24 protein-coding genes are annotated in these 24,904 nt (G+C 34.7%); all 24 read right to left on the reverse strand.

The window, feature by feature from the left end; translation table 11 throughout:
• Positions 1 to 95: 95 nt before the first annotated feature.
• Positions 96 to 1,931 (reverse strand): translation elongation factor 4, encoded by a 1,836-nt coding sequence (gene lepA, locus WKK_RS01355; RefSeq protein WP_013989212.1) that lies wholly within the window; start codon positions 1,929 to 1,931, stop codon positions 96 to 98.
• Between the two features lie 187 nt (positions 1,932 to 2,118).
• Entirely contained in the window at positions 2,119 to 2,475 is a 357-nt protein-coding gene (gene rplS / locus WKK_RS01360) for a 50S ribosomal protein L19 (protein WP_013989213.1), read from the reverse strand.
• Between the two features lie 159 nt (positions 2,476 to 2,634).
• Entirely contained in the window at positions 2,635 to 3,177 is a 543-nt protein-coding gene (locus WKK_RS01365) for an NADPH-dependent FMN reductase (RefSeq protein ID WP_013989214.1), read from the reverse strand.
• A gap of 133 nt (positions 3,178 to 3,310) precedes the next feature.
• The gene (locus WKK_RS01370; RefSeq protein ID WP_013989215.1) at positions 3,311 to 4,264 is read right to left on the reverse strand and encodes a 3'-5' exoribonuclease YhaM family protein; all 954 of its coding nucleotides are present in this window, start codon (positions 4,262 to 4,264) and stop codon (positions 3,311 to 3,313) included.
• Positions 4,257 to 6,584, reverse strand: a complete 2,328-nt coding sequence (locus WKK_RS01375) for an ATP-binding protein (protein ID WP_013989216.1) — start codon at positions 6,582 to 6,584, stop codon at positions 4,257 to 4,259. The genes WKK_RS01370 and WKK_RS01375 overlap by 8 nt, the downstream gene beginning before the upstream one ends.
• On the reverse strand, positions 6,574 to 7,782 hold the full coding sequence (locus WKK_RS01380; RefSeq protein ID WP_013989217.1) for a metallophosphoesterase family protein: 1,209 nt from the start codon (positions 7,780 to 7,782) through the stop codon (positions 6,574 to 6,576). Before WKK_RS01380 ends, WKK_RS01375 begins: the two co-directional genes overlap by 11 nt.
• Positions 7,783 to 7,878: 96 nt before the next feature.
• The gene (locus WKK_RS01385) at positions 7,879 to 8,217 is read right to left on the reverse strand and encodes a YlbF family regulator (protein ID WP_006845728.1); all 339 of its coding nucleotides are present in this window, start codon (positions 8,215 to 8,217) and stop codon (positions 7,879 to 7,881) included.
• A gap of 12 nt (positions 8,218 to 8,229) precedes the next feature.
• Positions 8,230 to 10,374, reverse strand: coding sequence for a transglycosylase domain-containing protein (locus tag WKK_RS01390; RefSeq protein ID WP_013989218.1), 2,145 nt, complete (start codon positions 10,372 to 10,374; stop codon positions 8,230 to 8,232).
• Entirely contained in the window at positions 10,375 to 10,833 is a 459-nt protein-coding gene (locus tag WKK_RS01395) for an arginine repressor (protein ID WP_013989219.1), read from the reverse strand.
• A 200-nt stretch (positions 10,834 to 11,033) separates the two neighbouring features.
• Complete coding sequence (locus WKK_RS01400; protein WP_013989220.1) at positions 11,034 to 12,851, reverse strand: FtsX-like permease family protein; 1,818 nt, start codon at positions 12,849 to 12,851, stop codon at positions 11,034 to 11,036.
• A gap of 23 nt (positions 12,852 to 12,874) precedes the next feature.
• Positions 12,875 to 13,624 carry an ABC transporter ATP-binding protein gene (locus tag WKK_RS01405; RefSeq protein WP_006845732.1) on the reverse strand — a complete coding sequence of 250 codons (750 nt, stop codon included), beginning with the start codon at positions 13,622 to 13,624 and terminating at the stop codon, positions 12,875 to 12,877.
• 257 nt (positions 13,625 to 13,881) lie between these two features.
• A complete protein-coding gene (gene rpsT / locus WKK_RS01410) occupies positions 13,882 to 14,133 on the reverse strand; it encodes a 30S ribosomal protein S20 (protein WP_006845733.1) in 252 nt (83 codons plus the stop codon).
• A gap of 50 nt (positions 14,134 to 14,183) precedes the next feature.
• Positions 14,184 to 14,453, reverse strand: a complete 270-nt coding sequence (rpsO, locus tag WKK_RS01415; RefSeq protein ID WP_006845734.1) for a 30S ribosomal protein S15 — start codon at positions 14,451 to 14,453, stop codon at positions 14,184 to 14,186.
• Positions 14,454 to 14,605: 152 nt separating this feature from the next.
• Positions 14,606 to 15,628, reverse strand: a complete 1,023-nt coding sequence (holA, locus tag WKK_RS01420; RefSeq protein WP_013989221.1) for a DNA polymerase III subunit delta — start codon at positions 15,626 to 15,628, stop codon at positions 14,606 to 14,608.
• Positions 15,618 to 17,810: a ComEC/Rec2 family competence protein gene (locus WKK_RS01425; protein WP_242821448.1), complete on the reverse strand. Its 2,193-nt coding sequence runs from the start codon at positions 17,808 to 17,810 to the stop codon at positions 15,618 to 15,620. Before WKK_RS01425 ends, holA begins: the two co-directional genes overlap by 11 nt.
• Before the next feature lie 23 nt (positions 17,811 to 17,833).
• Positions 17,834 to 18,487 (reverse strand): helix-hairpin-helix domain-containing protein, encoded by a 654-nt coding sequence (locus tag WKK_RS01430; RefSeq protein WP_013989223.1) that lies wholly within the window; start codon positions 18,485 to 18,487, stop codon positions 17,834 to 17,836.
• Between the two features lie 227 nt (positions 18,488 to 18,714).
• Positions 18,715 to 19,605, reverse strand: coding sequence for a DUF4097 family beta strand repeat-containing protein (locus WKK_RS01435; protein ID WP_013989224.1), 891 nt, complete (start codon positions 19,603 to 19,605; stop codon positions 18,715 to 18,717).
• A gap of 2 nt (positions 19,606 to 19,607) precedes the next feature.
• A complete protein-coding gene (locus WKK_RS01440) occupies positions 19,608 to 20,261 on the reverse strand; it encodes a DUF1700 domain-containing protein (protein ID WP_013989225.1) in 654 nt (217 codons plus the stop codon).
• Complete coding sequence (locus WKK_RS01445; RefSeq protein WP_006845740.1) at positions 20,254 to 20,586, reverse strand: PadR family transcriptional regulator; 333 nt, start codon at positions 20,584 to 20,586, stop codon at positions 20,254 to 20,256. The genes WKK_RS01440 and WKK_RS01445 overlap by 8 nt, the downstream gene beginning before the upstream one ends.
• A gap of 195 nt (positions 20,587 to 20,781) precedes the next feature.
• The gene (locus WKK_RS01450; protein WP_006845741.1) at positions 20,782 to 21,075 is read right to left on the reverse strand and encodes a DUF1292 domain-containing protein; all 294 of its coding nucleotides are present in this window, start codon (positions 21,073 to 21,075) and stop codon (positions 20,782 to 20,784) included.
• A gap of 2 nt (positions 21,076 to 21,077) precedes the next feature.
• On the reverse strand, positions 21,078 to 21,371 hold the full coding sequence (locus WKK_RS01455) for a DUF1292 domain-containing protein (RefSeq protein WP_006845742.1): 294 nt from the start codon (positions 21,369 to 21,371) through the stop codon (positions 21,078 to 21,080).
• A 34-nt stretch (positions 21,372 to 21,405) separates the two neighbouring features.
• Positions 21,406 to 21,864: a Holliday junction resolvase RuvX gene (gene ruvX, locus WKK_RS01460; RefSeq protein WP_006845743.1), complete on the reverse strand. Its 459-nt coding sequence runs from the start codon at positions 21,862 to 21,864 to the stop codon at positions 21,406 to 21,408.
• The gene (locus WKK_RS01465; RefSeq protein ID WP_006845744.1) at positions 21,861 to 22,112 is read right to left on the reverse strand and encodes an IreB family regulatory phosphoprotein; all 252 of its coding nucleotides are present in this window, start codon (positions 22,110 to 22,112) and stop codon (positions 21,861 to 21,863) included. The genes ruvX and WKK_RS01465 overlap by 4 nt, the downstream gene beginning before the upstream one ends.
• Before the next feature lie 65 nt (positions 22,113 to 22,177).
• Entirely contained in the window at positions 22,178 to 24,826 is a 2,649-nt protein-coding gene (gene alaS / locus WKK_RS01470; protein ID WP_006845745.1) for an alanine--tRNA ligase, read from the reverse strand.
• Between the last annotated feature and the right edge of the window lie 78 nt (positions 24,827 to 24,904).

Here is a 24,904-nt window from a genome sequence, read left to right on the forward strand (position 1 = left end):
CAGAGTCAGATTTATTAACCAAACTATTATAACATATCAGCCTTATGTACAAAAGCCTTATTCATAAGTATCAACAGATCTTTTTATAAATAAATTTAACTTTTGGTACTGTCATCGTCAGTTTTTAAGACTGCCATAAATGCTTCTTGTGGCACGTCCACAGTTCCAACTGACTTCATTCGTGCCTTACCCTTTTTCTGTTTATCCAACAACTTGGCTCTTCGATCTGGGTCACCAGTATGAATTTTAGATGTAACATCTTTTCGATAAGCTTTAATCGTGGAACGCGCAATAATTTTAGAACCGATCGCTGCTTGAACCGGAATTTCAAAATTACGACGCGGAATTAAATCTTTTAACTTTGTCGTAATAAAACGCCCACGCTCCTGTGCAAAATCACGATGCACAATAAAACTCAAAGCATCCACCCTCTCACCATTCAATAAGATATCAATCTTTACCAACTCAGACTTACGATATCCAATTAATTCATAATCTAATGAGGCATATCCACGCGTTGTAGACTTTAATGTATCAAAAAATTCGAAAATAACTTCAGACAACGGTAAGAAATACTTTACGTTAACTCGATTTGCATCTAAGTAATCCATCGTATCGAATTCACCTCGTTTTCGCTGAGCCAAATCCATAACTGATCCAACATATTCATTTGGTACCATGATTTGAGCATGAACAAACGGTTCTTCAATATATTCGATTTCACCAGCATCTGGCAATTCAGATGGGTTTGCAACCTCAACCATCGTACCATTTTTCAAAAATGCATGGTACGTTACAGCAGGGGCTGTTGTGATCAAATCTAAATCAAATTCACGTTCCAAACGTTCTTGAATAACGTCCATATGCAACATTCCCAAGAAACCAGTTCTAAAGCCAAATCCTAAAGCCTGGGATGTTTCAGGTTCAAATTCAAGAGATGCATCGTTTAATTGCAGTTTTTCTAAAGCCTCACGTAAATAATTATATTTAGAATTATCAGAAGGATATAGTCCAGAATAAACCATTGGTGTCATTGGTTTATATCCATCAAGTGGTTCATCAGCTCCATTATCTACAGTAGTAATTGTATCTCCTGGCCGAGCATCTTTAATACTTTTAATCGAAGCTGCCACATAACCAATATCTCCCGCCATCAAAAATTCACGTTTAATTGCGTGAGGTGAATTTACACCAACTTCGGTTACTTCATATTCAGCCCCAGAGTTCATAAATTTGATTTTATCCCCTGGTTTAACTACTCCATCTTTAACACGAACTGTTAAAATAACACCTTTATAAGCATCATATGTTGAATCAAAAATTAAAGCTTTTAAGGGTGCTTCAATTTCACCACCAGGAGCTGGTAATTTGTTGACAATTTGCTCCAACAATTCAGGAATTCCAATTCCTTTCTTAGCAGAAGCTAAAACTGCTTCAGATGCATCTAATCCAATTACATCTTCAATTTCTTGACGAACTCGTTCTGGATCAGCAGCTGGCAAATCAATTTTATTAATCAGTGGCAAAACTTCTAAATCATTATCCATTGCTAAATATACATTGGCCAATGTTTGAGCTTCAACTCCTTGAGCAGCATCAACCACTAAAATCGCCCCATCAGCGGCAGCTAGTGATCTTGAAACCTCATAAGAAAAATCGACATGGCCTGGAGTATCAACAAGATGGAATATATATATTTCTCCATCATTAGCTTGATAATGTACTTCCACTGCATTCATTTTGATTGTGATTCCACGTTCACGTTCTAAGTCCATGGTATCCAATAATTGCGATTGCATATCTCGTGATGCAACTGTATGAGTTGCCTCTAAAATCCGATCAGATATTGTGGATTTCCCGTGGTCAATGTGCGCAACAATACTAAAATTACGAATATGACTTTGGCGCGCTTGCATTTCTTCTAAATCCATTATTTTAATGCGCTCCTTTATGTTTTAATGTTTCCCTTATTATACTAAACCATTTGTAAAACTGCACTGCTCTTTCCGATATTATCTCCAAATAGATCACGAACTTTTCATAACATCCACATATTATTAATTATAAAAAAAGAAAAGCCGCCCAAAAGGGTGGCTTTTCTTAAGCTGCTGTTTTAAATTAACCGCGACGGGCTTCCTTAATACGAGCTGCTTTACCGTGCAAAACACGTAAGTAGTACAACTTGGCACGGCGAACGCGACCATGACGTACAACTTCGATCTTATCAACACGTGGTGAATGTAATGGGAATGTACGTTCCACACCAACACCGCTTGAAATTTTACGTACAGTATAAGTAGCTTGAATTCCAGCTCCCTTACGCTTGATTACAACACCTTCAAACAATTGGATACGCTCGCGTGATCCTTCGACGATACGTGCGTAAACCTTAACTGTATCTCCGGCACGGAAATCAGGCAAGTCTGAACGTAATTGTGACTCAGTTAACTTTTCTAACAATGCATTTTGACGCATATCAAATCTCCCAATCGACATTCATTAATCATCCGACCAGCGGAACATCGTTAATATGGTTTTTAAACCATTGATAACTATAACAATAACTTGATAACATTTCAAGTCAAAACATAATAATATTTAAAAACCGCTTAGTTCTCAATAAAATATTATAAATTAATTATTTTTAACAAATGTATCAAATTGACTTGCTACATCAGCTAAGAACTTTTTTGTATCCTCGTTGGTAATATTACCTTCGTCGTCGCTTAAGCTCGCAGTATTCCCAATATACATCTCTGGTTGTGTCATGATTTTCATGTTTAAAAATTCAATTGTTTGTCGTAAGGTATGATTAGCTAAAGCTCCACCAATTCCAGAAATCGATTGAGAAACAGGCAATACTGCCTTACCATCCCAAACACTTTCTCCCCAAGGACGTGATGCAATATCAAGAGCATTCTTCAAAACAGCAGGTAACCCTCGATTATACTCAGGTGTAACCATGATGAAGGCATCTTGAGCTGCCACTTGTGCTCTAAACTCTGTAAAGCTAGCTGGTGAATCAGCATCAAAATCTTGATTATAAAATGGTAAATTTCCAATTTCTAAATAAGTTACTTCAGCATCAGCTGGTAACCCTTTTACTAAACCATGTGCCACTCCTGCAGAAAATGAATGTTCACGTAATGAACCAATTAATACCCCATATTTAGTCATTTCAAAAGTCCCCATTTCGATTAATTTTATTTAAAGCTAAAATTGCTACAAAGCTGATTAAAACACCATTGCAACCGTTTAACTTATTAAATTAATCATAGCATTTAACTTACAAAAAGTAAATATAGTTTTTCTAATTTCCCATTGGACGATAAATTGAACGATTATCCAAGGCCCAATTTCGTCCCGAAAATTCTCCCGGGTTAGTATCATCCAAGGCATTCGCAAAGCTTTGAAGATTAGCATCCAACTCATCCAACTGATGCAAAACATTAGCTTCTTGAACTAGTGGTCGAACTGGTGATCCATACTCCAATTGACCATGATGAGCTAGGACCACATGCCTTAATAGTACTAAATCTTCACTAAATAGATCTAATTTTAATTCTTGAGCGGCAAGTACAATTTGCTCATCAATTAAAACAATATGTCCAATTAAATTACCTGGTACTGTGTACGTAGTTGCAATCGGTCCTGAGAGTTCAATAACTTTTCCCAGATCATGCAGCAACGCCCCAGCTAATAATAAGCTTTCGTCAATTTGTTCATATTGTTTTGCCACACTTTGAGCAAGACGAGCGATAGAGAGTGTGTGATAGCCTAATCCTCCAGCAAAAGCATGATGATTTGATTTTGCTGCTGGATAAGCAAAAAACTGTTCACGATATTGGTTCAATAGGAATCTTACAATTCGTTGCCAAGTGGGGTTAATAATTTTAAATATTATAGTATTAACCTCTTCTTCCATCTCTGCCGCTTTCATGGGTCCACTAGGTACAAAATCAGATACGTTTTGAGGTTCACCGGATTGTGCTGGCCGTATTTCTAAGAATTTTAATTGAGGTTTATCACGATAAGATTGTCGAATTCCTTTAACAAAAACAACTTGTCCAGCCTCTAATGCTTTAAATTCTGCTTCATTAGAATCCCATTTCATCCCTGAAATTTCCATTGATCGATCAGCAATAGTAATTGCTAAATATGGTTTACCGCTATTTGTAACCCTTGAATCGATTTGTTTTAATAAAGCAAACATTTGAATATTTTCATCCAATTGATAATCTTTTAATTGTTTTTGTTCATTCATAGTCCTCACCCCGTTCCAGATTTGATAAATTTATCATACTATTTTCTTCAATTTGATGAGCCGTAAAATAAATCACTTGATATCCAGTAGCTACAAACTGTTTTAAAATTTTAATTAAATTTACTCGCCGTTTAGCATCAAAATCGACAAAGGCATCATCTATTAGAATTGGAAACTGTGCTGTTGAGTCCATTTGCTGAATAAAGGCCAAACGTAATGCTACATAAATTTGTTCTGCTGTTCCCTTGGATAAATCAATTAAATTAAATAGTTCACCTTTTTTATTTTTTGCACGAATAAGTGTTTTCGTGTATTTAAGTTCAATATAGCGTCCTTCCGTCAGAGACTGTAAATATTCACTAGCTTGCTTCATTAACTGCGGTAACCGTTCCCCAATGGTTTGATTTAATATAGATTGAACCCATTGACTTAGTACTTTATTAACAAAATATTGTTGTAGATCTTCAAAAACCCGTGTTCGTTCGTCAGCTAATTGTTGGCTCAAATATTCTAAACTATCATCTTTTTTAATTTGTTCCAATTGATATTCCAATTGAGTCAAAGAGGCTTGCTGTTGATTAATTTCATGTAGCATTTTTTGTTGATCTTTAATGCGTTGATTATCATCCGGGAGCCCTTCTAGTGACTTTCTATCAATATCCTTCAACTGCTCATTCAATAATCTTTGTTTTTCTAATAATTCTTTGGTTTGTTGATCTTCAATTTGCCGTTGTTCAAATTCTGACCAAGACTGTAAGCCGATTTTTTTCAATAGTGTTTGCATAGTAGCTTGTTGCTTCAATCTTTTAGCCTGTTCTTGATCAAACTGCTGTTGCTTTAATTTAAGCTCTGACAATTTCAAACGCTGCTGATTATGATTACCATCTTGTACAAGCCATGCTAAAGCTTGATTTAATGGTATGATTTGTCCTTGTATATTTTGTAGTTTTTCCCGATCAGTTGCAATGTTATCTTTGAGAACCATTTGTTCTCTGGCATCACCTTGTACTATTTCAACCATCTCTGGATTCCAATTTTGATATTCAGAATCAAATTCAACTAAATCAAGCTTAGATTCAGAAATACCTTGTACATGTCCATATTGCCATACAATTAATCCTAACCCAATAATTATCAAAATACTTGCACCACTAATTTGTTGTACTAATAAAAGCAAAATACCCAAAATAATAAAAACAGCTCCCCATAATATCATAGGTTTTAAGAATTGTTCATTACTATTAGATTCGGTTTCCTGAAACGCACTTAATTGTTCAGTACTCAAGGGCTTAGGTAAGTTGTCAACCTGCCACTTACTTCGCAACATTTGTAATTGTTGCTCGTCATCTTGCAAATCCTTTTCAAGTTGTTGCTTTTTAGAATATATTTGCTCTAATAATTCCAAATGAAGATCAGCTTGATCCAATTGACTTTGAGTCATTGAAGGCGCTTCGGACTGCACATCCGTATGAATTTGAAAATTTAAAGCTATAATTTTCTGTGATAATTCTGGTTCCATCATTTGTTGTCGATTTGATAACTGATCATCCAACTGTTGTAATTGTTGTAAGGCTGGCCGATACGCGGCTAAATCGCTTTGATTTGCAGCCCGTTTTTGTTGCATTTTTTGTTGTTCCTGTAGGTCATTCAAATTTTGTCGTCGTTGATTTAATTCTTGTTCCAATTCTAATAAATTAGGGCTTTGAGTCAACCGCTGCTGATATTGTTGTTCAAGCTGATTTAAGTTTGATAAAGCCCGATTAATCGGACGCTTAGCCGTCTTGGTACGTCCCATTTGCAAAGCCGCCGTCTTATCTAAATCTGTCGCAACTTGCATCCATTCTTCGGCTCCAGGTGTAGCAATACTTCTCAAATGATCATTAAAAGAATCAGGGCGCAAATTAAAAATTGCCAACAACGCCTCCTGATCAAAACTATAAATGGCATTAAATAATTCAGACGTTAATGGCGCTAATATTTCTTGTAGTTTTTTATCAGGATTGTCATATTCTTGTTCACTATTTAAATTAGTTAATTTCAATTTTGATTCCGTTCGGCCTATCCGAGTTATTCGATAGTCTTGGTTATGAACATTGATCGTTAAATTCCCACCATAAGTTCCTCCCACCACATTTTCAAAAGTTTTTTTCTTACTTCCCCGAGCAGTTGGAAAGCCAAATAAGACACCACTAATAAACTGATGCAGAGTAGTTTTTCCGGCCTCATTTAACCCATAAACCACTTGAAAATCATTTTCAAAATCAAATTTGATCTGTTGGAATTGTCCAAAGCTGTTAATTTGTGCTTGTTTAATCCACATCTTGCACACCTCCTTGGATCTTTTTTAATTTCAACTGAATCTTATCTTTAATTTCAGCAAGATTATCTGGATCTATCAACAATTCAAAAACAGCCGTATTATCAACTAAATTTAAGCCCATTTCAACTAGATGTTCTACTGTAACTAATTTATCTAACTCTTTTAAATTAGACTCTGCTGATAATTCTGGCATCGTCATCATTAATTGTTGAGCTTTAGTCTCTAATTGGTAAATATACATGTGATCATCTGGTTGAAATTTACTTTTTAGTTGCTGATAAAAAGCATTTGAATTCACCATTTGAAGTTGTTTTTGGTTATCAACTGTCAATTTTAATTGAATTAACAAAAAAATATGCTCCTGTGGCTCAATTGTACTTTTCACTAATTCAATCAAACTCGATGCTTGTATTTCTTGATTCGCTTCTATTTTTAAATTGATTGTTTGCCATACAATTGGAGCACTGGATACAAAAGTTGGCTGCAATTGATGATTTTCATCACTTTGCACTAGATAAAAGCCTTTTAAGCCATCTTCTTTATGATTTAAGCCCTGTAAGCTACCTGAATAGCCAATAAAAGGTTTTTCTTGTAAGGTTTGACGAATATGAATATGTCCCAAAGCCCAATATTGATAATGTTTGGTATTTAAATCACTAATTTTAAAAGGTGCATAGTCATCCCTACCAGCTATTCCTAATGCTCCATGATACATTCCGATATGATAATCTTCGTTCTGCTTCATTGGAAAATCAATCGTCATATTTTCATTAATATGACGATTATTGTAGCTAAAACCAGAAACTGCAATTTGTTCATTTTGATCTGTGTTAAAAAGCAATGTTTCAACACTAGTTCCTAAAATATGCACATTTTCCGGGAATAATGGTGCATATTCAACTGATTTTACAAAATCATGATTTCCATAGCTTAATACAACTGGGATACTTTTTTCGTGCAAACGTTCAAATTGTTCCATCAAAAATAATTGAATTCGTGGATTTACTTCATTGGTATTATAAACATCCCCAGGTAGTAAAACCAAATCAACTTTTTCTTGTAACGCCATATCAATTAAACGACGAAAAGCATCTAATGTTGCCCGCTGTAATTTTTCAATCAACCAATTAGGAATATCGCTTAATCCAATAAACGCATTTCCTAAATGTACATCTCCTGCATGAATAAATTTAACCATTATTTATATACTTTATTTATACTTTCTAAAAATATTTTTGGTAATAAAAAGGAGGAACGTTCTCACAACCTCCCCCCTTTTTTGACATTTAATAATTTACTTGTATAATTCTGCGATTGGCTTAGTTACAATTTCATTAACCTCTTGCAACAAGTTATTCATTGCTCCTTCAGCAGCCATCAACTTCTTCAATACATCTGATGTATCCATATCAGCAGCCACAGCTTGCCAGCTTTTGATTTGGTCTTCACTAGGCTCTGTACCACCTTGAATGGCAGCTTGCATTGTTTGTTGTTCTGCTTGGAATCGCTTAAAGATTGCTTCAGCTTCCTTATCAGCGTGCATTTCATTTAATGCTACTTGTAATGCAGTATATTGTTCTGTTTTAACCAAATCACTGGCAACAGCGTTGACATTATCATAAATATTAATCATTATGTTTCTCCCTTAAAATCCTAAGTTATTTCTTAATCCATTCCAAACCGTTTCAGCACCTTTTTTAATTGTACTTCCGGTCTCTTTCAATCCTGATGTAATGTTACCAGTAATACCACTAATATTATCAGAAATTTGGCTATTTGTACCATTAAAATTCAAACTATCATTCGCAATTTGTGTTCGGATACTCTTAACCTTAAATGAAGTTTGTGCTGTATTCGGAATAATTTGCTCCAACGAACGTTTCATCAATGGCCCAGCCGTTTGATCTAAGCTTGAAGGTATCACTGATCCATTATCGTTTCCTGTCCAAGTTACATTAACAATATCTGGTGTATATGCAACCGCCCAGGAATCAGTGGCTTCGCTAGTCGTATTATCGCTATCAGTTTTACTACTAAACTCAGTCGTCCCAGTCTTACCTGCCACTTGATACCCACTTGGATCAGCAGCTACACCGGTTCCATTTGTATAAACACCCATCAACATACTGGTCATTTCATTCGTTACCTTAGTTGACCAGAGACGAGTTTTCTTAGGCTTCACCGTATTGACTAGCACACGTCCACTGGCATCTTCAATTTTGGTAATAAAATGTGCGTCTGACATAGTTCCGCCATTAGCAAAACTTGTATAGGCCTGAGCTAATTGTAATGGTGACACTCCCTTGCTCATACCACCAATAGTCATCGCATAATTCTTATCATCCTTCGTCAAAGGTAGTCCGGCCTTAATTCCAGCCTTATATGAGGTATCAATACCGATCTTCTCACTCAACCAAACTGCCGGAATATTATATGATTTTTCCAAAGCTTCATACATTGGCACATCTTCAGTTGTGATATTAGAAGCATTATGCGGTGAGTACTTATTTGTACCAAAAGTCATCTCATGATTTGGCAACATTGAATCATAAGAATAACCACGGCTCAATGCTGGAGCATAATCTACAATTGGTTTAATTGTTGAACCAGGCTGCCGTTTCATTTGTGTTGCACGGTTAAATCCACGGAATTCATGTGCTCCACGTCCACCAATTACCGCTCTAACACCTCCAGTTTGTGCATTTAGCACTACTGTAGCCGCTTGTGAACCCACACCAATTGGGTTCAAATATGAATTAGCATAATCATTTTGTAAATTGGTCTGATCATCTTGATTCATATTTGTATAAATTTTATAACCATTTTGCATAATATCTTGTTCTTTTAAGTGATATTTATTAATCGCTTCATCAATTACAGAATCAAAATAGTATGGATATTCATAATTAGTACTAGTAACTTGATAATCATCAGCCCCAATACTTGTCTGCATCAAATTCGTAGCAGTTGCTTGATCCATTTTTTTATTATTCACCATGTTTTGTAAAACTTGATCTCTACGATTTTTAGCGGCTTCAGGATGCTCTAATGGATCATAGCCATTCGGTGATTGAAGCATTCCTGCCAACATAGCCGCTTGTTTCTCATTCAATTGACTAGCATTGATACCAAAGTATTTTTGAGATGCATCTTGAACTCCCCAAACTCCTTCACCAAAATAGGCATTATTTAAATACATTGCCAAAATATCATTTTTAGAATAGACATTTTCAACCTGAACTGCGAGAAATAATTCCCGGATTTTCCGCGTTATATTTTGATTTTGAGTCAGGAAAGCGTTCTTAACTAATTGTTGGGTAATCGTTGAACCACCAGACAAGGCACCAGAACTTGAAAAAGTAATTTTGTGCCAAATGATTTTCAAGGCAGCACGCGAAAGTCCCGTAACCGAAAAACCATATTCATGATAAAAATTACGATCTTCTGTAGATAAAACCGCAGTAGTCATATTCGAAGAAATACTTTTGTAGGATACAAAAGTTCCTTTACCACCAGCTAATGACCCTGCCTTATTTCCACTAGCATCATAAATTTCAGTTGTACTCTTTAAACGCGTTTTCAAATTCGAAACATCTGTTGTTTTAGCCTCAAATGTTCCCATGATACTAATAACAAAAAACAGGCTTAAAAAAGCCACAATAATCCATCGATTAATTTGGAAACGATACCAGACCGGCCCCAGCGTTTTATCCCAACGATGATGCAGATGGCTAAAACGTTCCTGAAACCAGTTATGTATTTTTTTAATTCTTTCTAAAAAATTATTCATTTATTCAATCCATGTTATCAATTTATTAATCAAACTATCTGATGCTGCTTTAGATTTGCATAATACATGAATGGTATCATGTCCTGCAATCGTTGAAACAACTTCATCAATTTGATTTGCATCGATCAAGGCTGCTAAGCGATTTCCACTCCCGGGCGTTGTTTTGACCGAAATCATAAATTCAACTTGTGTAGCTCCGGTTGCCATCGTCTTAACTCCCTCGATAACTAAGTTAGGCGTTGTCTCTACATTTTCTAGTAAGACTTGATATCTATTTTGTCCGTGCTTATCAGCTCGCCGTACGACCCTCAACTCTTTAATATCCCGAGAAATCGTGGCCTGAGTTACCTCATAGCCCATTCGTTCCAAAGCTTTCATTAAATCTTCTTGTGAATCGATCACTTGATGGTTCAAAATATCTAAAATCAATGCTTGCCGTGCTTTCTTCTTTAAGGCCATGAGAATCTCCTCTACACTTTAATTCAGCTACGCTTAACATTATATCGCTTTATCATATTTCCACGAAATTATTTTTTCTAAATATATCATATCATTCATATATTGAAGCACAAAAATATTGGTGATTAAAAAATGGTATGAAAGATACCTTAAAATGGCCTTTAACCATCTAAGTAATTCTCATACCATTTTACACTTATTTACTTCGTTAAATCACCCTTTAATACTAATTTTTGGTACATAACTACTGTAATTAAGTAATATATCATATAAAAAAGTCCCATAATGACAATCGGAATCCAAATTTGATGATACGGACGAGTCATCATCATCTTAAACATTTGTAATCCAAATAAAACATGAATTAACCCTACACCAGCTGGAATCGCAAACAGCCAACCTAATTCTTGCGCGATCGATTTTTTAATAACCTTTTTTTGCGTTCCAATTTTAAGAAGCATTTGATAACGACGTCGATCATCTTGCGCCCCAGATAGAATCTTAAACATCAAGGTACTTGCCATCATGGCTAAGAATGCAATCCCTAAGAAGAAGCCCATAAATTCTAACCCTTTAGCCATCTCGCCTATTTCTTGTTCACCTTTATAGCGACTTAGATATTGTTCACCATTTAAGTTATTATGTTTAATTTCCAGCTGGTCTAACTTATTCCATATCTTCGAATATTGATGAAAATCATTTGTTTTAACAACTGTAGTAACTTGAACTGGTTCTTTAATTGTGTTGAATTCATTTTTAGTCAAAGTTTCAACCGATTTCAACTTAGATAAATCAGGATTCATAAAATATGGATACAAATCGTTTAAAACCGTTTGCCATGTGTTTGATAATTTTTTGGCTTTTAAATCTGTCTTTTCAGGTACAAAATTTTTACCATCCATTCTAATTTTTGGCACATGTAAAGCTAAATCATCATCTAAATAATATACTTTTTCACCCATAACTTTATATTGATAATTAGTCATTTTAGACTGCATATCACTATTTTTTATCAAATTTTGCTCCTCTTTACTTACGTTATGTAAAACAGCATCATAATAATAATTACGATCATTTACAATTGCCACATTACTCTTAAAACCCAATCCAACTGTTAGACTTCCCAACGCCATCGCTAGTAAAATCGTTACTACCGCTAACATTCTCGCATATTGACCCATCCGAAAGTCAATTTGACTTAATGTAAATGTCTTTAATTGTTTTGAAATAGTTTGTGGTCGTGCTTTGATCCAATTAATAATTTGCGTAACCACAACAAGATAAACAAAATAAGTTCCAGCTGGAATTGTAATCAAACCTGTAATAATTCCATTTAATTGCATTTTGCCATTACCAACTTGGTATAACGCATAATATCCAATTGCCAACAATCCTATTGATAAGATAAATAAAGTGAATCTTTGAGGAGCTTTAATTCTAACCCGCTTAACCCGCTTTTCACCTTTTAATAAGTCAATGACTTTTGTTTTTCCCAAAATTAATCCATTAAAAATTGCTCCTAAGATAAATAAAATAATAAAGAAAATTACTGTAAAACTAAAAGCTTGTCCACTCCATATTTGAAAATGCGGAGCCTTGAAATCTAAAATTTTAATCAATAGATGGCTAACCAATCCAGTTAATCCAATTCCAAATCCAATTCCAGTCAAAAGTGATAATAATCCAACTGAGAATGTTTCACCAAACATAATTTGAATGACTTTGCTTTTTTTAGCACCAAGCATAATATACATTCCAAATTCGCGTTGGCGCATCGTTAATAAGAACGAATTAGCATACATTAAATAAAAAATTGTAATCATCCCTAATAAAACGGATCCTAATTGAAAAATCGTTGGCAAAACACTAAGCGAAGAGCTGGAATGAATAAATGATTTATTAGTCGCAACCGCTTCAAACATATAAAATATTGCCACCGTCAAAACTAATCCTGAGAATAAAACAATATAATCACGAGCTCTTTTTTGAATCCCTGATAAAGATAATTTTAGTAACATTTTTACAAACTCCTAATTCAATCTTATTGTAATTGTGAGACAACCTTTAAAACATCTTGATAAAATGATTCATTTGATTCTTCTTGACCCTTAACTAATTCTTGATAAACTTGACCGTCTTGAATAAATAGAACCCGATTGGCGTAGCTGGCACTCATAGCATCATGTGTCACCATCAAAATCGAAACATCCTGTTGCTGATTCATTTCTTGCATCGTATCTAGAAGACTATGAGCATTTTTTGAATCTAAAGCCCCAGTAGGCTCATCACCCAAGATAATGGATGGATTATGAACTAAAGCCCGTGCAGCAGCAGTTCGTTGTTTTTGTCCTCCAGAAATTTCTTCTGGATAACTAGATAACAAATTTTCAATTCGTAATAACTTAGCAACGTGTTGAACCGCTACCTTAATCTTACCAGCTGAGGTTCCTTGTAGAGATAACGGTAATGCAATATTTTCTGCCACTGTTAAATTCTCCAATAAATTAAACTCTTGAAAAATAAAACCAATTTTTTGTGAACGGAATTGAGCTAACTTATGACCTGATAAATTAGCGATAGATTCACCATCAATGACAATTTCACCAGATGTTGGCGTATCTAAGGTTGATATTGAATTCAACAGAGTTGACTTTCCTGATCCTGAAGCACCCATTATAGCGATGAATTCACCTTTCTCCATCGAGAAACTTAAATTTTTTAAAGCCTCATATGACTTTTCACCCTTTTTACCATAAATCTTGGAAACATTTTTAACATTTAAAATATTCATTTTTAGACTCCTCTAATATTGTTTTTTAAATAACGCTATATGTCGTATAATATATCACCTCTATATACTATATGCGGTATGATATTATGTCAACCCCTTATTATCTTTTAGTTTGGCGTTAATCTTTAATATTAGACTTTAAAGGAGTAATTTATATTATCGCTATACAAAAAAAGACTGGAATAATTTCATTTCAGTCTTTTTGATAAAATTTAGATAAAAAACACCAACTAGCAAAAGCTAGTTGGCATTAATTATTATTTAAGCAAAGCAGCCAAACGTGACTTATCACGAGCAGCCTTGTTCTTTGCAATCAAACCCTTTGAAACAGCACGGTCAAGTGCTGATGAAGCATTTACATATAATTCTTGTAAATTGTCAGATCCAGCTTCAACAGCTTTACGGAACTTCTTCACTTCAGTACGGTATGCTGAACTTTGGGCGATATTACGCTCGCGTTGTACTTTGTTCAAACGAGCACGCTTAATTGAACCTTCAATAATTGGCATGTCTATTCTCCTTTGATGATTTATGTCCTACTATATTTACGCGCTAAAAATTAACGACGCAAACCAAGCTTAGCGATTAAGTCACGGTAACGAGATACGTCATTGTTACGTAAGTAACGTAACAAATTACGACGGCGACCGATCTTCTTCATCAATCCACGTTGTGAATGGAAATCATGCTTGTGTTCAGACATATGCCCGTTCAATGAGTTGATGTCAGCAGTTAAAACTGCAACTTGTACTTCAACTGAACCAGTATCACCTTCGTGACGTGCGAACTCCTTCATGATTTCTGTCTTTTTTTCTGCAGAAATTGCCATTGGAATTTTCCACCTTTCATAAATAAAATGTCACCCTATTCTACGTAATCCGACGGTGATCCGGGAAAACGGAGAATAAGGTCGTGTGCTAAATTGCACTTAATTATTGTATCTTATCGTGTCATAAATAGCAAACTTTTCATTAGAAAGAATTAATTATTACTATGTCCAACTTTTAACATAAATAGTTCAAATAACAATTCTGGATCTCGCTGTGTGGTCTTAATTTGTTGCTCCATATGAACTAATTGTAAATATGTTTTCGCCAGTTGTTGATATTGAAATTTTTGAACCGTTTTTCGAGCTAATTTAATTCGATAAGGATGGATCCCCAAAGCCTTAGCTGTCCCTTGTTCACTCATAGTAGAAGCTTTAACTTGTAAAAGTAGTCGGAAGTGACTTGTCATCGCCCCTTGCAATCGCAATGGCTCTTCTCCATTTAAAATTAGTTGATGATATAACAAAACTGCCTGATTAACTTTAAAATTGATGATTAGATCAATCAAATCAAAAACACTATCATTTAATGTTTTAGTTGCCGTTGCCTGAATCATTTTTTCACTAATTTCTTTTTCAGGTATCGCATACAAAGTTACTTTTTGTAGCTCTTGCATAATTTGCGATAAATTTAAATTAGTTATTTGAAATAACCGTTGTAACGCCCCTGCTGTAATCGTAAATCCTTGTCCCTTTAATCTAATATCAACAATTTTTTTAACATCATTTTCAGACAAATTACCAAAAGATAAATGAACGCTTTGTTCTTGTAATAATTTAGTGATCTTTTTTCTGCGATCCAACTTTTCATACGGAGCCATCAAAACCAAAGTGGTTTGTGGCTCAGGATGTTGTAAATAATCTAATAATTCCTCAGGATTATGATCCAGCTTATTTTTAACTTGTTCTCCAGTTAAGATATACGTATTATCAATTATCACGACCCGACGTTCACCAAAAAACGGCATTGATCGGGCATCATCCAACGCATTTGACAAATTTTGTTCTCTAAGATCATAAGTTGCGAAATTCATTGATCGCTCGTCTTCAGGGATCATATTAACAAATATTTGATGTGCTTGATCCATTAAATACTGATCAGTACCTTGCACCAAATACACAGGTGCAATTTTACCTGCGGCAACATCATCTTCAATTGTTTTTAAATTAACTGCCATCTAACTGCGTCCTCCACCAAAACCATTTTCTAAACCATGTATATGATACCATACCATTTTTTTGCGTATTAAACACAATAGTTGGCCCCTGATCTAACTTTTTCATGGTTTCTTCATGCGGATGATGGTAACGATTATTAACACCAGCCGAAATCAACGCATATCTTGGTTTTAATTGACAAATCCAATTTGAATGTGTACTTGTATTGGAACCATGATGTCCCAATTTTAATATCCCATTTAAAGGCAGTTGGTATCGTTCTAATATTTTTAACTCACCCATTTGATCTAAATCACCTGTTAAAATCAGCCCTAGGCTTCCACACTGTTTAAACAACGCTATAGAATCCTCGTTTTTACCGCTACCAGATTTCATAGGATGTAAAACATAAAAAGAATTTAGCAATGTTGCAGGCGCTTTGATCGTTTCAACTGATATATTTGAAGGTGCCACAAATTTTTTAAACGCTTTCGTTTTTTCCATTCCCTGTGGAATAATAATGCGTCTAATTTTAATATCACGTGCTAATTCTAATAAATTACCAATATGATCATAATCTTGATGTGTCAAAACTACTTGATCAACTTGAGTAATTCCATGAGCCCACAAATTAGCTTCTAATTCCTTAGCCTGATAATTTTGCTTTGAATTTTTCCAATTAAACTTACCTCCCACGTCTACTAATGTAGTAGATTTTAAAAATGGTTCTATAATTAAAGTCGCATCCCCCTGACCAACATCAAAAAATATTACTCGGCCACATGGGTTGACGAAAACATAGCCCCAACTAATAAAATAGATTACCAATAAAATTAGAATCCATTTCACTTTATATTCTACTAAAGCGATTATTGTGATCGTTAAAATAATTATCAACCAAATATCATGAATAGCTGGAAAATTTAACATACCTGGTAAGGTATCTCCTAATTTGATCCCTATTTTAAAAATATAAATGATATAGTCACAAAAATTAGCTAACTCCATCTGCTGAAAACAAAAAGCACCAACCCCGATTAAAATTAATGGAATAATAACCCATGTAAATAAAGGCACAGCTAATATATTTACTAATAACGCAACGGGGTGCCATTGATGTGTATAAGTTATAATTATTGGAATAATAAGTACTCCCAAACAAATGCTTTGTTTCCATGCTGGTTTATCCTGGAAAATAATTAACCCCAAAGCTAATAAATAAGACAATTGTCCCCCCATCGTCTGTAATATTCCAGGTTCAAACAGTAAGCCCAAAATAGCTGTGATGCCCCAAGCATCAATTGGAGCTAACTTAATTAGATGTACCTCTGACCACAAATGCAAACTAGCTAATAAGATGGGCCGAATTAAAGAAAGTACACCTCCCGCAAATATCCATACGAAAATAAGACCAAATTGTAGCCCCAGTAAATTAAATTCAAGTGGAACTCTTAAATGACGCCCAACCTTTCGCCATAACTGGTAAAAAAGCATCACTTGAAAACCCGAAATACTAAATAAATGAACTAACCCCAATTTCTGAATCCCAGGGTTATCATCAAAAAAGTTTTTCCGAGTATATCCTAACAGTAATGTTTCGCTGTAATCTCTAAGCGATGATGGTAGTTTTTCAAACCAGCATACTAAATATAAATGTAATTTTTCGATTTGATTAACCAGCCATGATATCCCTGTTAATTTTGTTCTTTGAATCAGTTTTATTTTTGTAAAATTAAAAACATAATTAATATTTCTCTGTTTTAAGTACTGTGCATAATCAAAATCAAATTGATTTCTTTTAGTTTGTGCCTTAAGCAATTTTCCAGAACCTGTTATTGAAATTTTATCCTGATTTTGTGGGGTTAACTTCGAATAATCCAAATCTTTTTGTTGCCAAGCAACGATAATGCTTCGACCATTTAATTCACCGAAACCACGCCAACCATATTTCGTCTGTTGAATTTTATTTGGATGAATTTGAATTTTTACTTGTTTTCCATTCAATTCAAAACTATTTTCCAATTTATACTTTTGCCATCCGCCAATAAAACATATTATAATGCAGATCAAAATTGCTAAAAGCCAATCAAAACAATTTCGATGTTGCCGAATTAAAATAAAAATACACCAAATTTCAGGAATTAATAATGACCAATGCTGCCAAAAAAGCATTCCATGCAAACAAATAATAATTAAGCTCAAATTAAACCAATACCCGGTCTGCTTCAAATGTAAAGTCGTTCTGATAATTTCATGTATGTTTTTTCACCAATTCCTGAAATTTCTTGCAGTTCCTTTAAATTTTTAAATCCTTGTTTTTTATCCCGATAGGCTATAATTTCAGCTGCGCGTTTTGGACCTATGCCCGGTATTTGTTCTAAGTCTGATATACCTGCATGATTCAAATCAATTTTATCCGGCGTTGATGTTGAAGTTTCATTATTATCATTTGCCTTCATCTGATCCATTCCCGGTAAAGGATATTCTGATGGTATAGCTTCTTGACCTTCAGGGACATAAATAACTTGACCATCTTGCACTTTTGCAGCTAGATTAATGCGCCTCTGATCAACCTTTTCATTACATCCCCCTGCACGATCTAAAACTGTTTGAACCAGTGGAGGCTGTTTAAAATAATAAACCCCCGGATGATATACTGCACCTTTAACATCAACAACCCATTGTTTTTCATGATGCGCCCCATTTGAAGGGTTCATCGTTTTTAATTTTACTGAACTATTATCCTCTTTTATCTGAAACAGAGCATTTTTAGAAATATCACGCTGATCATAGAAATAAAGCATTCCTAAAAGGGATATAAGAATAATTACACCAAGTCCAAAATACATTCGATAGCGTTGTATGAAATATCTAATCATAAACTCTCAGCCCCCTATATCCAAAAAGAATCCAACATTTTAAAAATGTGTCATTTACGCTTAAATTTAAAATAAATTATTTAACCCTATAAGACTAACCTTATCCAAATAAAAAGAATTAATATAATTATTTACGTTGATATCAATATCTTTAAATTTTTATCACACAAAAAAAGGCTGGGTAAAATCATCCCAGCCTTTTTGAATAATTGAAAAGTTCAATCATATTAATAATTATCCGAATATTCTCGAACTTCATCCTTAGCCACGCGAATTGATCCGTAAACATTATGAACCGTTAATTTATTATTTTCATCATTACCAATTGTGCTCTTCTCAAGAACATCATCTCCATGATGTTCTTTTTGAGTAATAGCATTATCGTAATCAATGGTTAAATCCCCATTTTCGACTTCCAATTGAGTTTGTAAATTATCATTTAAATTAGAAAGGACGATTGATGAATCGCGAACCCAAATTTTATTTTCTCCCGTAAATTTCGTATTAACGGTCCGAAGCGCTCCTTCATCATTACGCAAATCAATATTATTAAATTCGCCATCTATTAACCGGATTCCACCATCACTATTCGTCACTGTGCTTTGATTAAAGTTAACGTTGTTCAAAATAATTCCAGCATTTTCATTTTGAATTTGAACTTTTTCATCAACCTTTAAGTGATTGATTGTTAAAGCGCCATCACTCATCATAACCTTTAATTCACTTAATGGATAATCTTTTGGCACAGTTAAAGTAATATAAGAATTTTCGTGGTTAAATCCTATCCCCGCAAACTCAAAACGGCCTGAAATAATTGACATTTTATCATTATTTTGATCAACCGTTAATTTTTGTTGATCAGGTAATTTTGTCTCTAATTTAAATTTATTCCCACGTTTAATTTCAACATCTGCGCCTTGAACTTGTAAATTAAGCTTTTTAAAATCATTAATTTGATAATCACTTCTTTTTTGATATTTTACAATTTTAAAACCATGATTATAGTTCACATTATCTAACTTTTGATGATTACCATACCATCCGATAAATCCTACGATAACTCCAATAACCGTAGCAATAAGACCAACAATAAGGACTGTTCGTAATTTTTTATGCATTTTTACGCTCCTTTCCGATTTAATTCAGGACGGCGCTTCAAAGTCATACCTGCAATCCATTTAATAATACGATAACCGATCCAACCGATTCCATAAACAATCCAAATAACTACTGGAATACTGATCACAACTAATCCCAATGCGGCAATTCCTGCTCCAATTAAAATCAAAGCCATCATTAAACCTTGTGACATTACACCAAAACCAGCGGCAATCATAAAGCCACCCGCAATAGCAGCTCCAATTAACAATCCAGCTAAGGCAAATATAATACCAATCACAGTAATGATTACAGCTACAAAAGCAAAAATGAGCACTAATGCCACTGGAATCAAAATTGGTGAAGCCAATACCCCCAACAAGATTAACCAAGCTGCATTCCAAGGGTTTTTCTGTTCTTTTTGATTACGTCGATTTCTGGGACGAGATTCTTCAGTATCTTCGTCATTTTCCATCCACCCCATCGCATAATTTGCATTAATTTGACGCGCTAAATTTTTTGGACTACTAAATTCTTTATAAATTTCATCAATTGTCATACCAGAATCTAGAAATAATTCTTCATAATATCGATACGTATCACTACGTTCTCCATCTGGCATTGGTGCTAGATAACGATCAAAAGTTGCTAAATATTCTTCAATTTCACTATGCATCCGTTCCACCTCCGTTTTCTGTTGATAGTAATAATGTGTCAACAGCGCTACTAAAATCACGCCAAGTTTCTTTAATATTTTGTAAACTTTCTTTACCAGTCTTTGTGATTTGGTAATAACGTCGATTTCGTCCTTCAAAAGGTTCATCATAAGTCGTTAACATTTGATCTTTTTGTAAGCGACGCAAAACTGGATACATTGTTGATTCACTAACATTTAGATATTGCTGTACTTGCTTGGTAATTGCATAGCCATATAGATCTTGTTCATCTAATAAAGCCAAAACTGTTCCATCAAGGATCACAGTAGGTACTTTAATATTCATATCGACTTCCTTTCTTTATTATACTTCATATAGTATGACCTTGATTTAATAGTATACGACATATAGTATATAGTCAACTTATTTTTTAGATATTTTATAGAAATATTTTGATTTATATTGTTACAAAAAAAGCCCAATATTGAAGGTAACAGAGAGATAATTAAATCTTTCCACGTTCAGCATTGAGCTTTTATATTAATTATTAATTTGTGGATCTTCAAAGAAGGTATTGATCATTTCAGTAACCATATCCCACTCTTCTTCAGACTCAATTGGTAACAAAGCATCCTCATTAGCGGTTTGATCTTTATCAGGTGCATAAACATATGCTTGAATTTCAGCTTCACCATCTAAGTTATTCACATCACCATAATATAAAACGATATATGTTTTATTAAAATTAGTACTTTCCGTAAAACGAAAAAGTTCGTGAAACTCAAATTCACCAGAGGCATCTTCAAAAATGAAAACTTGGTTGTCGTCGTTCATTTTTATTCCTCATCCTCATTCTCTTCAAGCCATTGATTCAAACGATCTTCAACCATAGCCCACTCTTCTTCATCTTCAATTTGATCTAAAGTTCCTTCAGCAGTCACTTCTGTATCAGCAATATCAGAACTAAATGCTTGGATATCAACTTCATCCTCATCTTCAGTTCCAGCTGAAATCACATAAATATAACGCTTATTGTACTTTTCAGTTTCATCAAAGGCAAAAAGAATATCAAATAATTCTTCATTACCGTTTTCATCAATTAAAGTAATCACATCTTGTTCTTCGTTCATTATCTTTCCTCCATTTATATAGAAGCTTAAGCTGCTAATCAAAAGTCATTTTAGTCCCACTCACATTTACAAGCGGTCCTTTTCGGTCAAGGTAATTTTGCAAAATTAAAGATGCAGCAAGTTTATCAATAACTTGTTTTCGCTTAACTCGTGATGTATCGGCTTCTTCAATTAACATCCGTTCTGCCTCGACAGTTGTTAAACGTTCATCTTGAAAATCAATTGGTAAATGAAAAGTATCTTCCAATAACTTTCCATATGCTTGAGCTGCTTCTGCCCGTGGCCCTATACTGTTATTCATATTTTTAGGCAATCCCAATAAAAATCCAGTTGGCTTATGCTTTAAAACTAATTCCTTCATCCGCTCAATTCCGAATTCTTCTTCATCTTCATTAATTCGAATAATTTCAAGTCCTTGCGCCGTCCAACCCATTGGATCGGAAACTGCAACTCCAACTGTTTTAGAACCAACATCTAATCCAAATATACTCATTTATTTAAATATTCCTTCACCAAAACTTCAATAATTTCATCCCGTTCATAGCGACGAATTAAATTACGAGCGTCATGATTACGGGGAATATAAGCCGGATCACCCGAAGTGATATATCCCACGATCTGATTAATTGGATTATAACCCTTTTCTTCCAACGCTGAATATACAATCTCCAACGTTTGTTGAATATCTAATTTCTTAGGTTCATTAAATTCAAATACTGTTGTTTTATCATTTACAACCATCGAGGGCCTCCCTTCTAAAAACAATCACTAACCATTAATATCATTTAATGTAATTGTACACTAAATTATTTATTTGTCAGCCAGTTTTCTGCTTCAGTAAACGCATCAGGAATTCCAGCTGGATTCTTACCACCAGCCTGAGCCATGTCAGGACGTCCGCCACCGCCACCACCAATAGATGGGGCAATTGCCTTAATCAAATCACCGGCTTTAATTCCTTGCTTAACTGCATCAGGTGCGACTGCAACTAACAAATTAACTTTCTCTCCAAGATTAGCTGCCAAAATCAAGACATCAGACGGTGTGCTTTGTTTCCAACTATCCGCCGTCTCACGCAACACATCCATAGATTCAACTTCCATTTCAGTTGTAATAATTGTCCATTTACCAATGTTTTTAACTGCACTAAAAGCATTTTCAGCCGCTTGATTAGCTAAACGTTTCTCCAATGAATTAACTTGACGTTGTGCTTCCTTCAAACCATTTTGTAAGGCCGAAATCTTATCATTTAGCTCATTGAAAGTTGGTGCCTTAACTTGAGCTGCAGCTTGTTGCAAAATAGCATCATGTTCTTTCACATAATTCATTACACCTTGACCAGTTACAGCTACAATCCGTCGAATTCCAGCACCTGTTCCAGATTCACTGATAATCTTAAACATACCTAACTCTGCCGTTGAATTTGCATGAGTTCCTCCATCAAATTCAGCATTAAAATCACCAATTGAAACAACTCGGACCAAATCACCATACTTTTCAGTAAATACAGCTACAGCACCTAACTTTTTAGCTGACTCTATATCAGTTTCAACCCAAGAAATAGGCAAATTTTCCAAAATCTTTTGGTTAATTAGATCTTCAATTTCCTGTAACTTTTCATTTGAAACAGCCCCATTATAAGTGAAATCATAACGTAATTCATCAGCCGTTACCAATGATCCAGCCTGAGTTGCATGTTCACCTAGCAAATTACGTAATGCTTGGTCCAACATATGTGTAGCAGTATGATTCTTTGAAACGGCTACATGATAAGCATGATCTACTTGTAACTGATATTTAGCACCAGTTTGCAATGGTCCAGTAACTTCTAAAGTATGCAGATGTTGTCCATTTGGAGCAGTTTGTACGTCTGAAACAGTCGCTACAACTTCACCAGCCATATTAGTGATAGTTCCACGATCAGCAACTTGACCTCCCATTTCAGCATAGAAAGGGGTTAAATCAAAGATTGCTTGAACTTGACCTTGATCAATTGCTTCAACTAAGTGATCGTCTTGAATCAAGTCTTCCAAGACTGCTTGGTCAACTTGTTCTTCTGACCAACCAACATATTTTGAAGTAGTTTTTAAATTAGTCAAAAGTTCATTTTGAACACCCATTGAAGCTTGATTGCTTCGCGCAGCACGTGCTCGATCTTTTTGAGCTTGCATCGCTTGATCAAATCCGTCTCGATCAACTTTCAAACCAGCATCTAGCGCTGATTCTTCTGTTAGTTCGAATGGGAATCCATAAGTATCATACAACTTAAAGGCTACAGCACCGCTTATAATCCCATTATCTGCTTTAGATGATTCAATGACTTCATCCAACAAAGATAATCCATCGGCTAAAGTCTTACCAAAACGTACCTCTTCTGCATCAACAATAGAAGCAATATATTCTGAGTTAGATAATACTTCTGGGTAGTAAGACTTCATAATCTCACCCACAACTGGTACTAATTGACTTAAGAAATTAGTGTTAATCCCTAACTTACGTCCATGTAAAACAGCACGTCTCAACAAACGACGAATAATGTAGCCACGACCCTCATTAGATGGCAAAGCGCCATCTCCAATCGCAAAGGTTACGGCTCTAGCATGGTCAGCAATCACCTTAAACGAAATGTCTTTTTCTGCATCATTTCCATATTTATATTGTGGTGCTAATTTTTCAGTCATTTGAATCAATGGTAAGAACAAATCAGTTTCAAAATTAGTCTCTGCATGTTGGAAAATTGAAACAACTCGTTCAAGTCCCATACCAGTATCAATATTTTTATGTGGCAACTCTGGATAATCGGCATTATTAGTTAAGCCTGGCAAATGATTATATTGCGAAAAGACGATATTCCAAATTTCTAAATAACGTTCATTTTCACCACCAGGATAATTTTCAGCAGGCTCTGCTGCATCAAATTCTGCACCACGGTCATAGAAAATCTCAGTATCCGGACCAGAAGGTCCTTCACCAATGTCCCAGAAATTATCTGGTTCTTCATAAAGATGATCTGATGCAATACCAACTTTTTCAAGCCAAATATTTTTAGCTTCGGTATCATTAGGATAAACTGTTACATATAATTTTTCAGCATCAAAATCAAACCATTCCGGACTAGTTAACAACTCCCATGCCCAAGGAATCACTTCTGGTTTAAAATAATCACCAATAGAAAAATTACCCATCATTTCAAACAATGTATGGTGACGGGCTGTATGTCCAACATTTTCAATATCATTTGTTCGAATAGACTTTTGAGCATTCGTAATTCGGTGGTTATCTGGAATAACTGATCCATCAAAATATTTTTTAAGTGTTGCAACCCCTGAATTAATCCATAGAAGCGTAGGATCATCCTTTGGGATTAACGGTTGTGATGGTTCAATACTGTGTCCTTTACTTTCAAAAAAACGTAAGAACATTGATCGAACTTCTGCTGATGATAATTCTTTCATGTTTACTCTTTCCTCACCTATAATTTAATAATTAATGTCATGTAAACCTAACTAGATTTTAAAAGGCAGACCGCCTCA

It is taken from the genome of Weissella koreensis KACC 15510 (assembly GCF_000219805.1).
GTDB classification, from domain to species: Bacteria; Bacillota; Bacilli; order Lactobacillales; family Lactobacillaceae; genus Weissella; species Weissella koreensis.

Bases quoted from the DNA above. Each gene is read 5' to 3' on its own strand.
- lepA (WP_013989212.1), bottom strand. From the start codon at position 1,931: ATGGATTTAGAAGAAATGCAAGCGCGCCAAAGTCATATTCGTAATTTT.
- rplS (WP_013989213.1), bottom strand. From the start codon at position 2,475: ATGCGTCAAAATGCATTGTTAGAAAAGTTAACTGAGTCACAATTACGT.
- WKK_RS01365 (WP_013989214.1), bottom strand. From the start codon at position 3,177: ATGACTAAATATGGGGTATTAATTGGTTCATTACGTGAACATTCATTT.
- WKK_RS01370 (WP_013989215.1), bottom strand. From the start codon at position 4,264: ATGAATGAACAAAAACAATTAAAAGATTATCAATTGGATGAAAATATT.
- WKK_RS01375 (WP_013989216.1), bottom strand. From the start codon at position 6,584: ATGTGGATTAAACAAGCACAAATTAACAGCTTTGGACAATTCCAACAG.
- WKK_RS01380 (WP_013989217.1), bottom strand. From the start codon at position 7,782: ATGGTTAAATTTATTCATGCAGGAGATGTACATTTAGGAAATGCGTTT.
- WKK_RS01385 (WP_006845728.1), bottom strand. From the start codon at position 8,217: ATGATTAATATTTATGATAATGTCAACGCTGTTGCCAGTGATTTGGTT.
- WKK_RS01390 (WP_013989218.1), bottom strand. From the start codon at position 10,374: ATGAATAATTTTTTAGAAAGAATTAAAAAAATACATAACTGGTTTCAG.
- WKK_RS01395 (WP_013989219.1), bottom strand. From the start codon at position 10,833: ATGGCCTTAAAGAAGAAAGCACGGCAAGCATTGATTTTAGATATTTTG.
- WKK_RS01400 (WP_013989220.1), bottom strand. From the start codon at position 12,851: ATGTTACTAAAATTATCTTTATCAGGGATTCAAAAAAGAGCTCGTGAT.
- WKK_RS01405 (WP_006845732.1), bottom strand. From the start codon at position 13,624: ATGAATATTTTAAATGTTAAAAATGTTTCCAAGATTTATGGTAAAAAG.
- rpsT (WP_006845733.1), bottom strand. From the start codon at position 14,133: ATGCCAATTATTGAAGGTTCAATTAAGCGTGCTCGTTTGAACAAAGTA.
- rpsO (WP_006845734.1), bottom strand. From the start codon at position 14,453: ATGGCAATTTCTGCAGAAAAAAAGACAGAAATCATGAAGGAGTTCGCA.
- holA (WP_013989221.1), bottom strand. From the start codon at position 15,628: ATGGCAGTTAATTTAAAAACAATTGAAGATGATGTTGCCGCAGGTAAA.
- WKK_RS01430 (WP_013989223.1), bottom strand. From the start codon at position 18,487: ATGATTAGATATTTCATACAACGCTATCGAATGTATTTTGGACTTGGT.
- WKK_RS01435 (WP_013989224.1), bottom strand. From the start codon at position 19,605: ATGCATAAAAAATTACGAACAGTCCTTATTGTTGGTCTTATTGCTACG.
- WKK_RS01440 (WP_013989225.1), bottom strand. From the start codon at position 20,261: ATGCATAGTGAAATTGAAGAATATTTAGCAACTTTTGATCGTTATCTA.
- WKK_RS01445 (WP_006845740.1), bottom strand. From the start codon at position 20,586: ATGAATATTAAAGTACCTACTGTGATCCTTGATGGAACAGTTTTGGCT.
- WKK_RS01450 (WP_006845741.1), bottom strand. From the start codon at position 21,075: ATGAACGACGACAACCAAGTTTTCATTTTTGAAGATGCCTCTGGTGAA.
- WKK_RS01455 (WP_006845742.1), bottom strand. From the start codon at position 21,371: ATGAACGAAGAACAAGATGTGATTACTTTAATTGATGAAAACGGTAAT.
- ruvX (WP_006845743.1), bottom strand. From the start codon at position 21,864: ATGAGTATATTTGGATTAGATGTTGGTTCTAAAACAGTTGGAGTTGCA.
- WKK_RS01465 (WP_006845744.1), bottom strand. From the start codon at position 22,112: ATGGTTGTAAATGATAAAACAACAGTATTTGAATTTAATGAACCTAAG.
- alaS (WP_006845745.1), bottom strand. From the start codon at position 24,826: ATGAAAGAATTATCATCAGCAGAAGTTCGATCAATGTTCTTACGTTTT.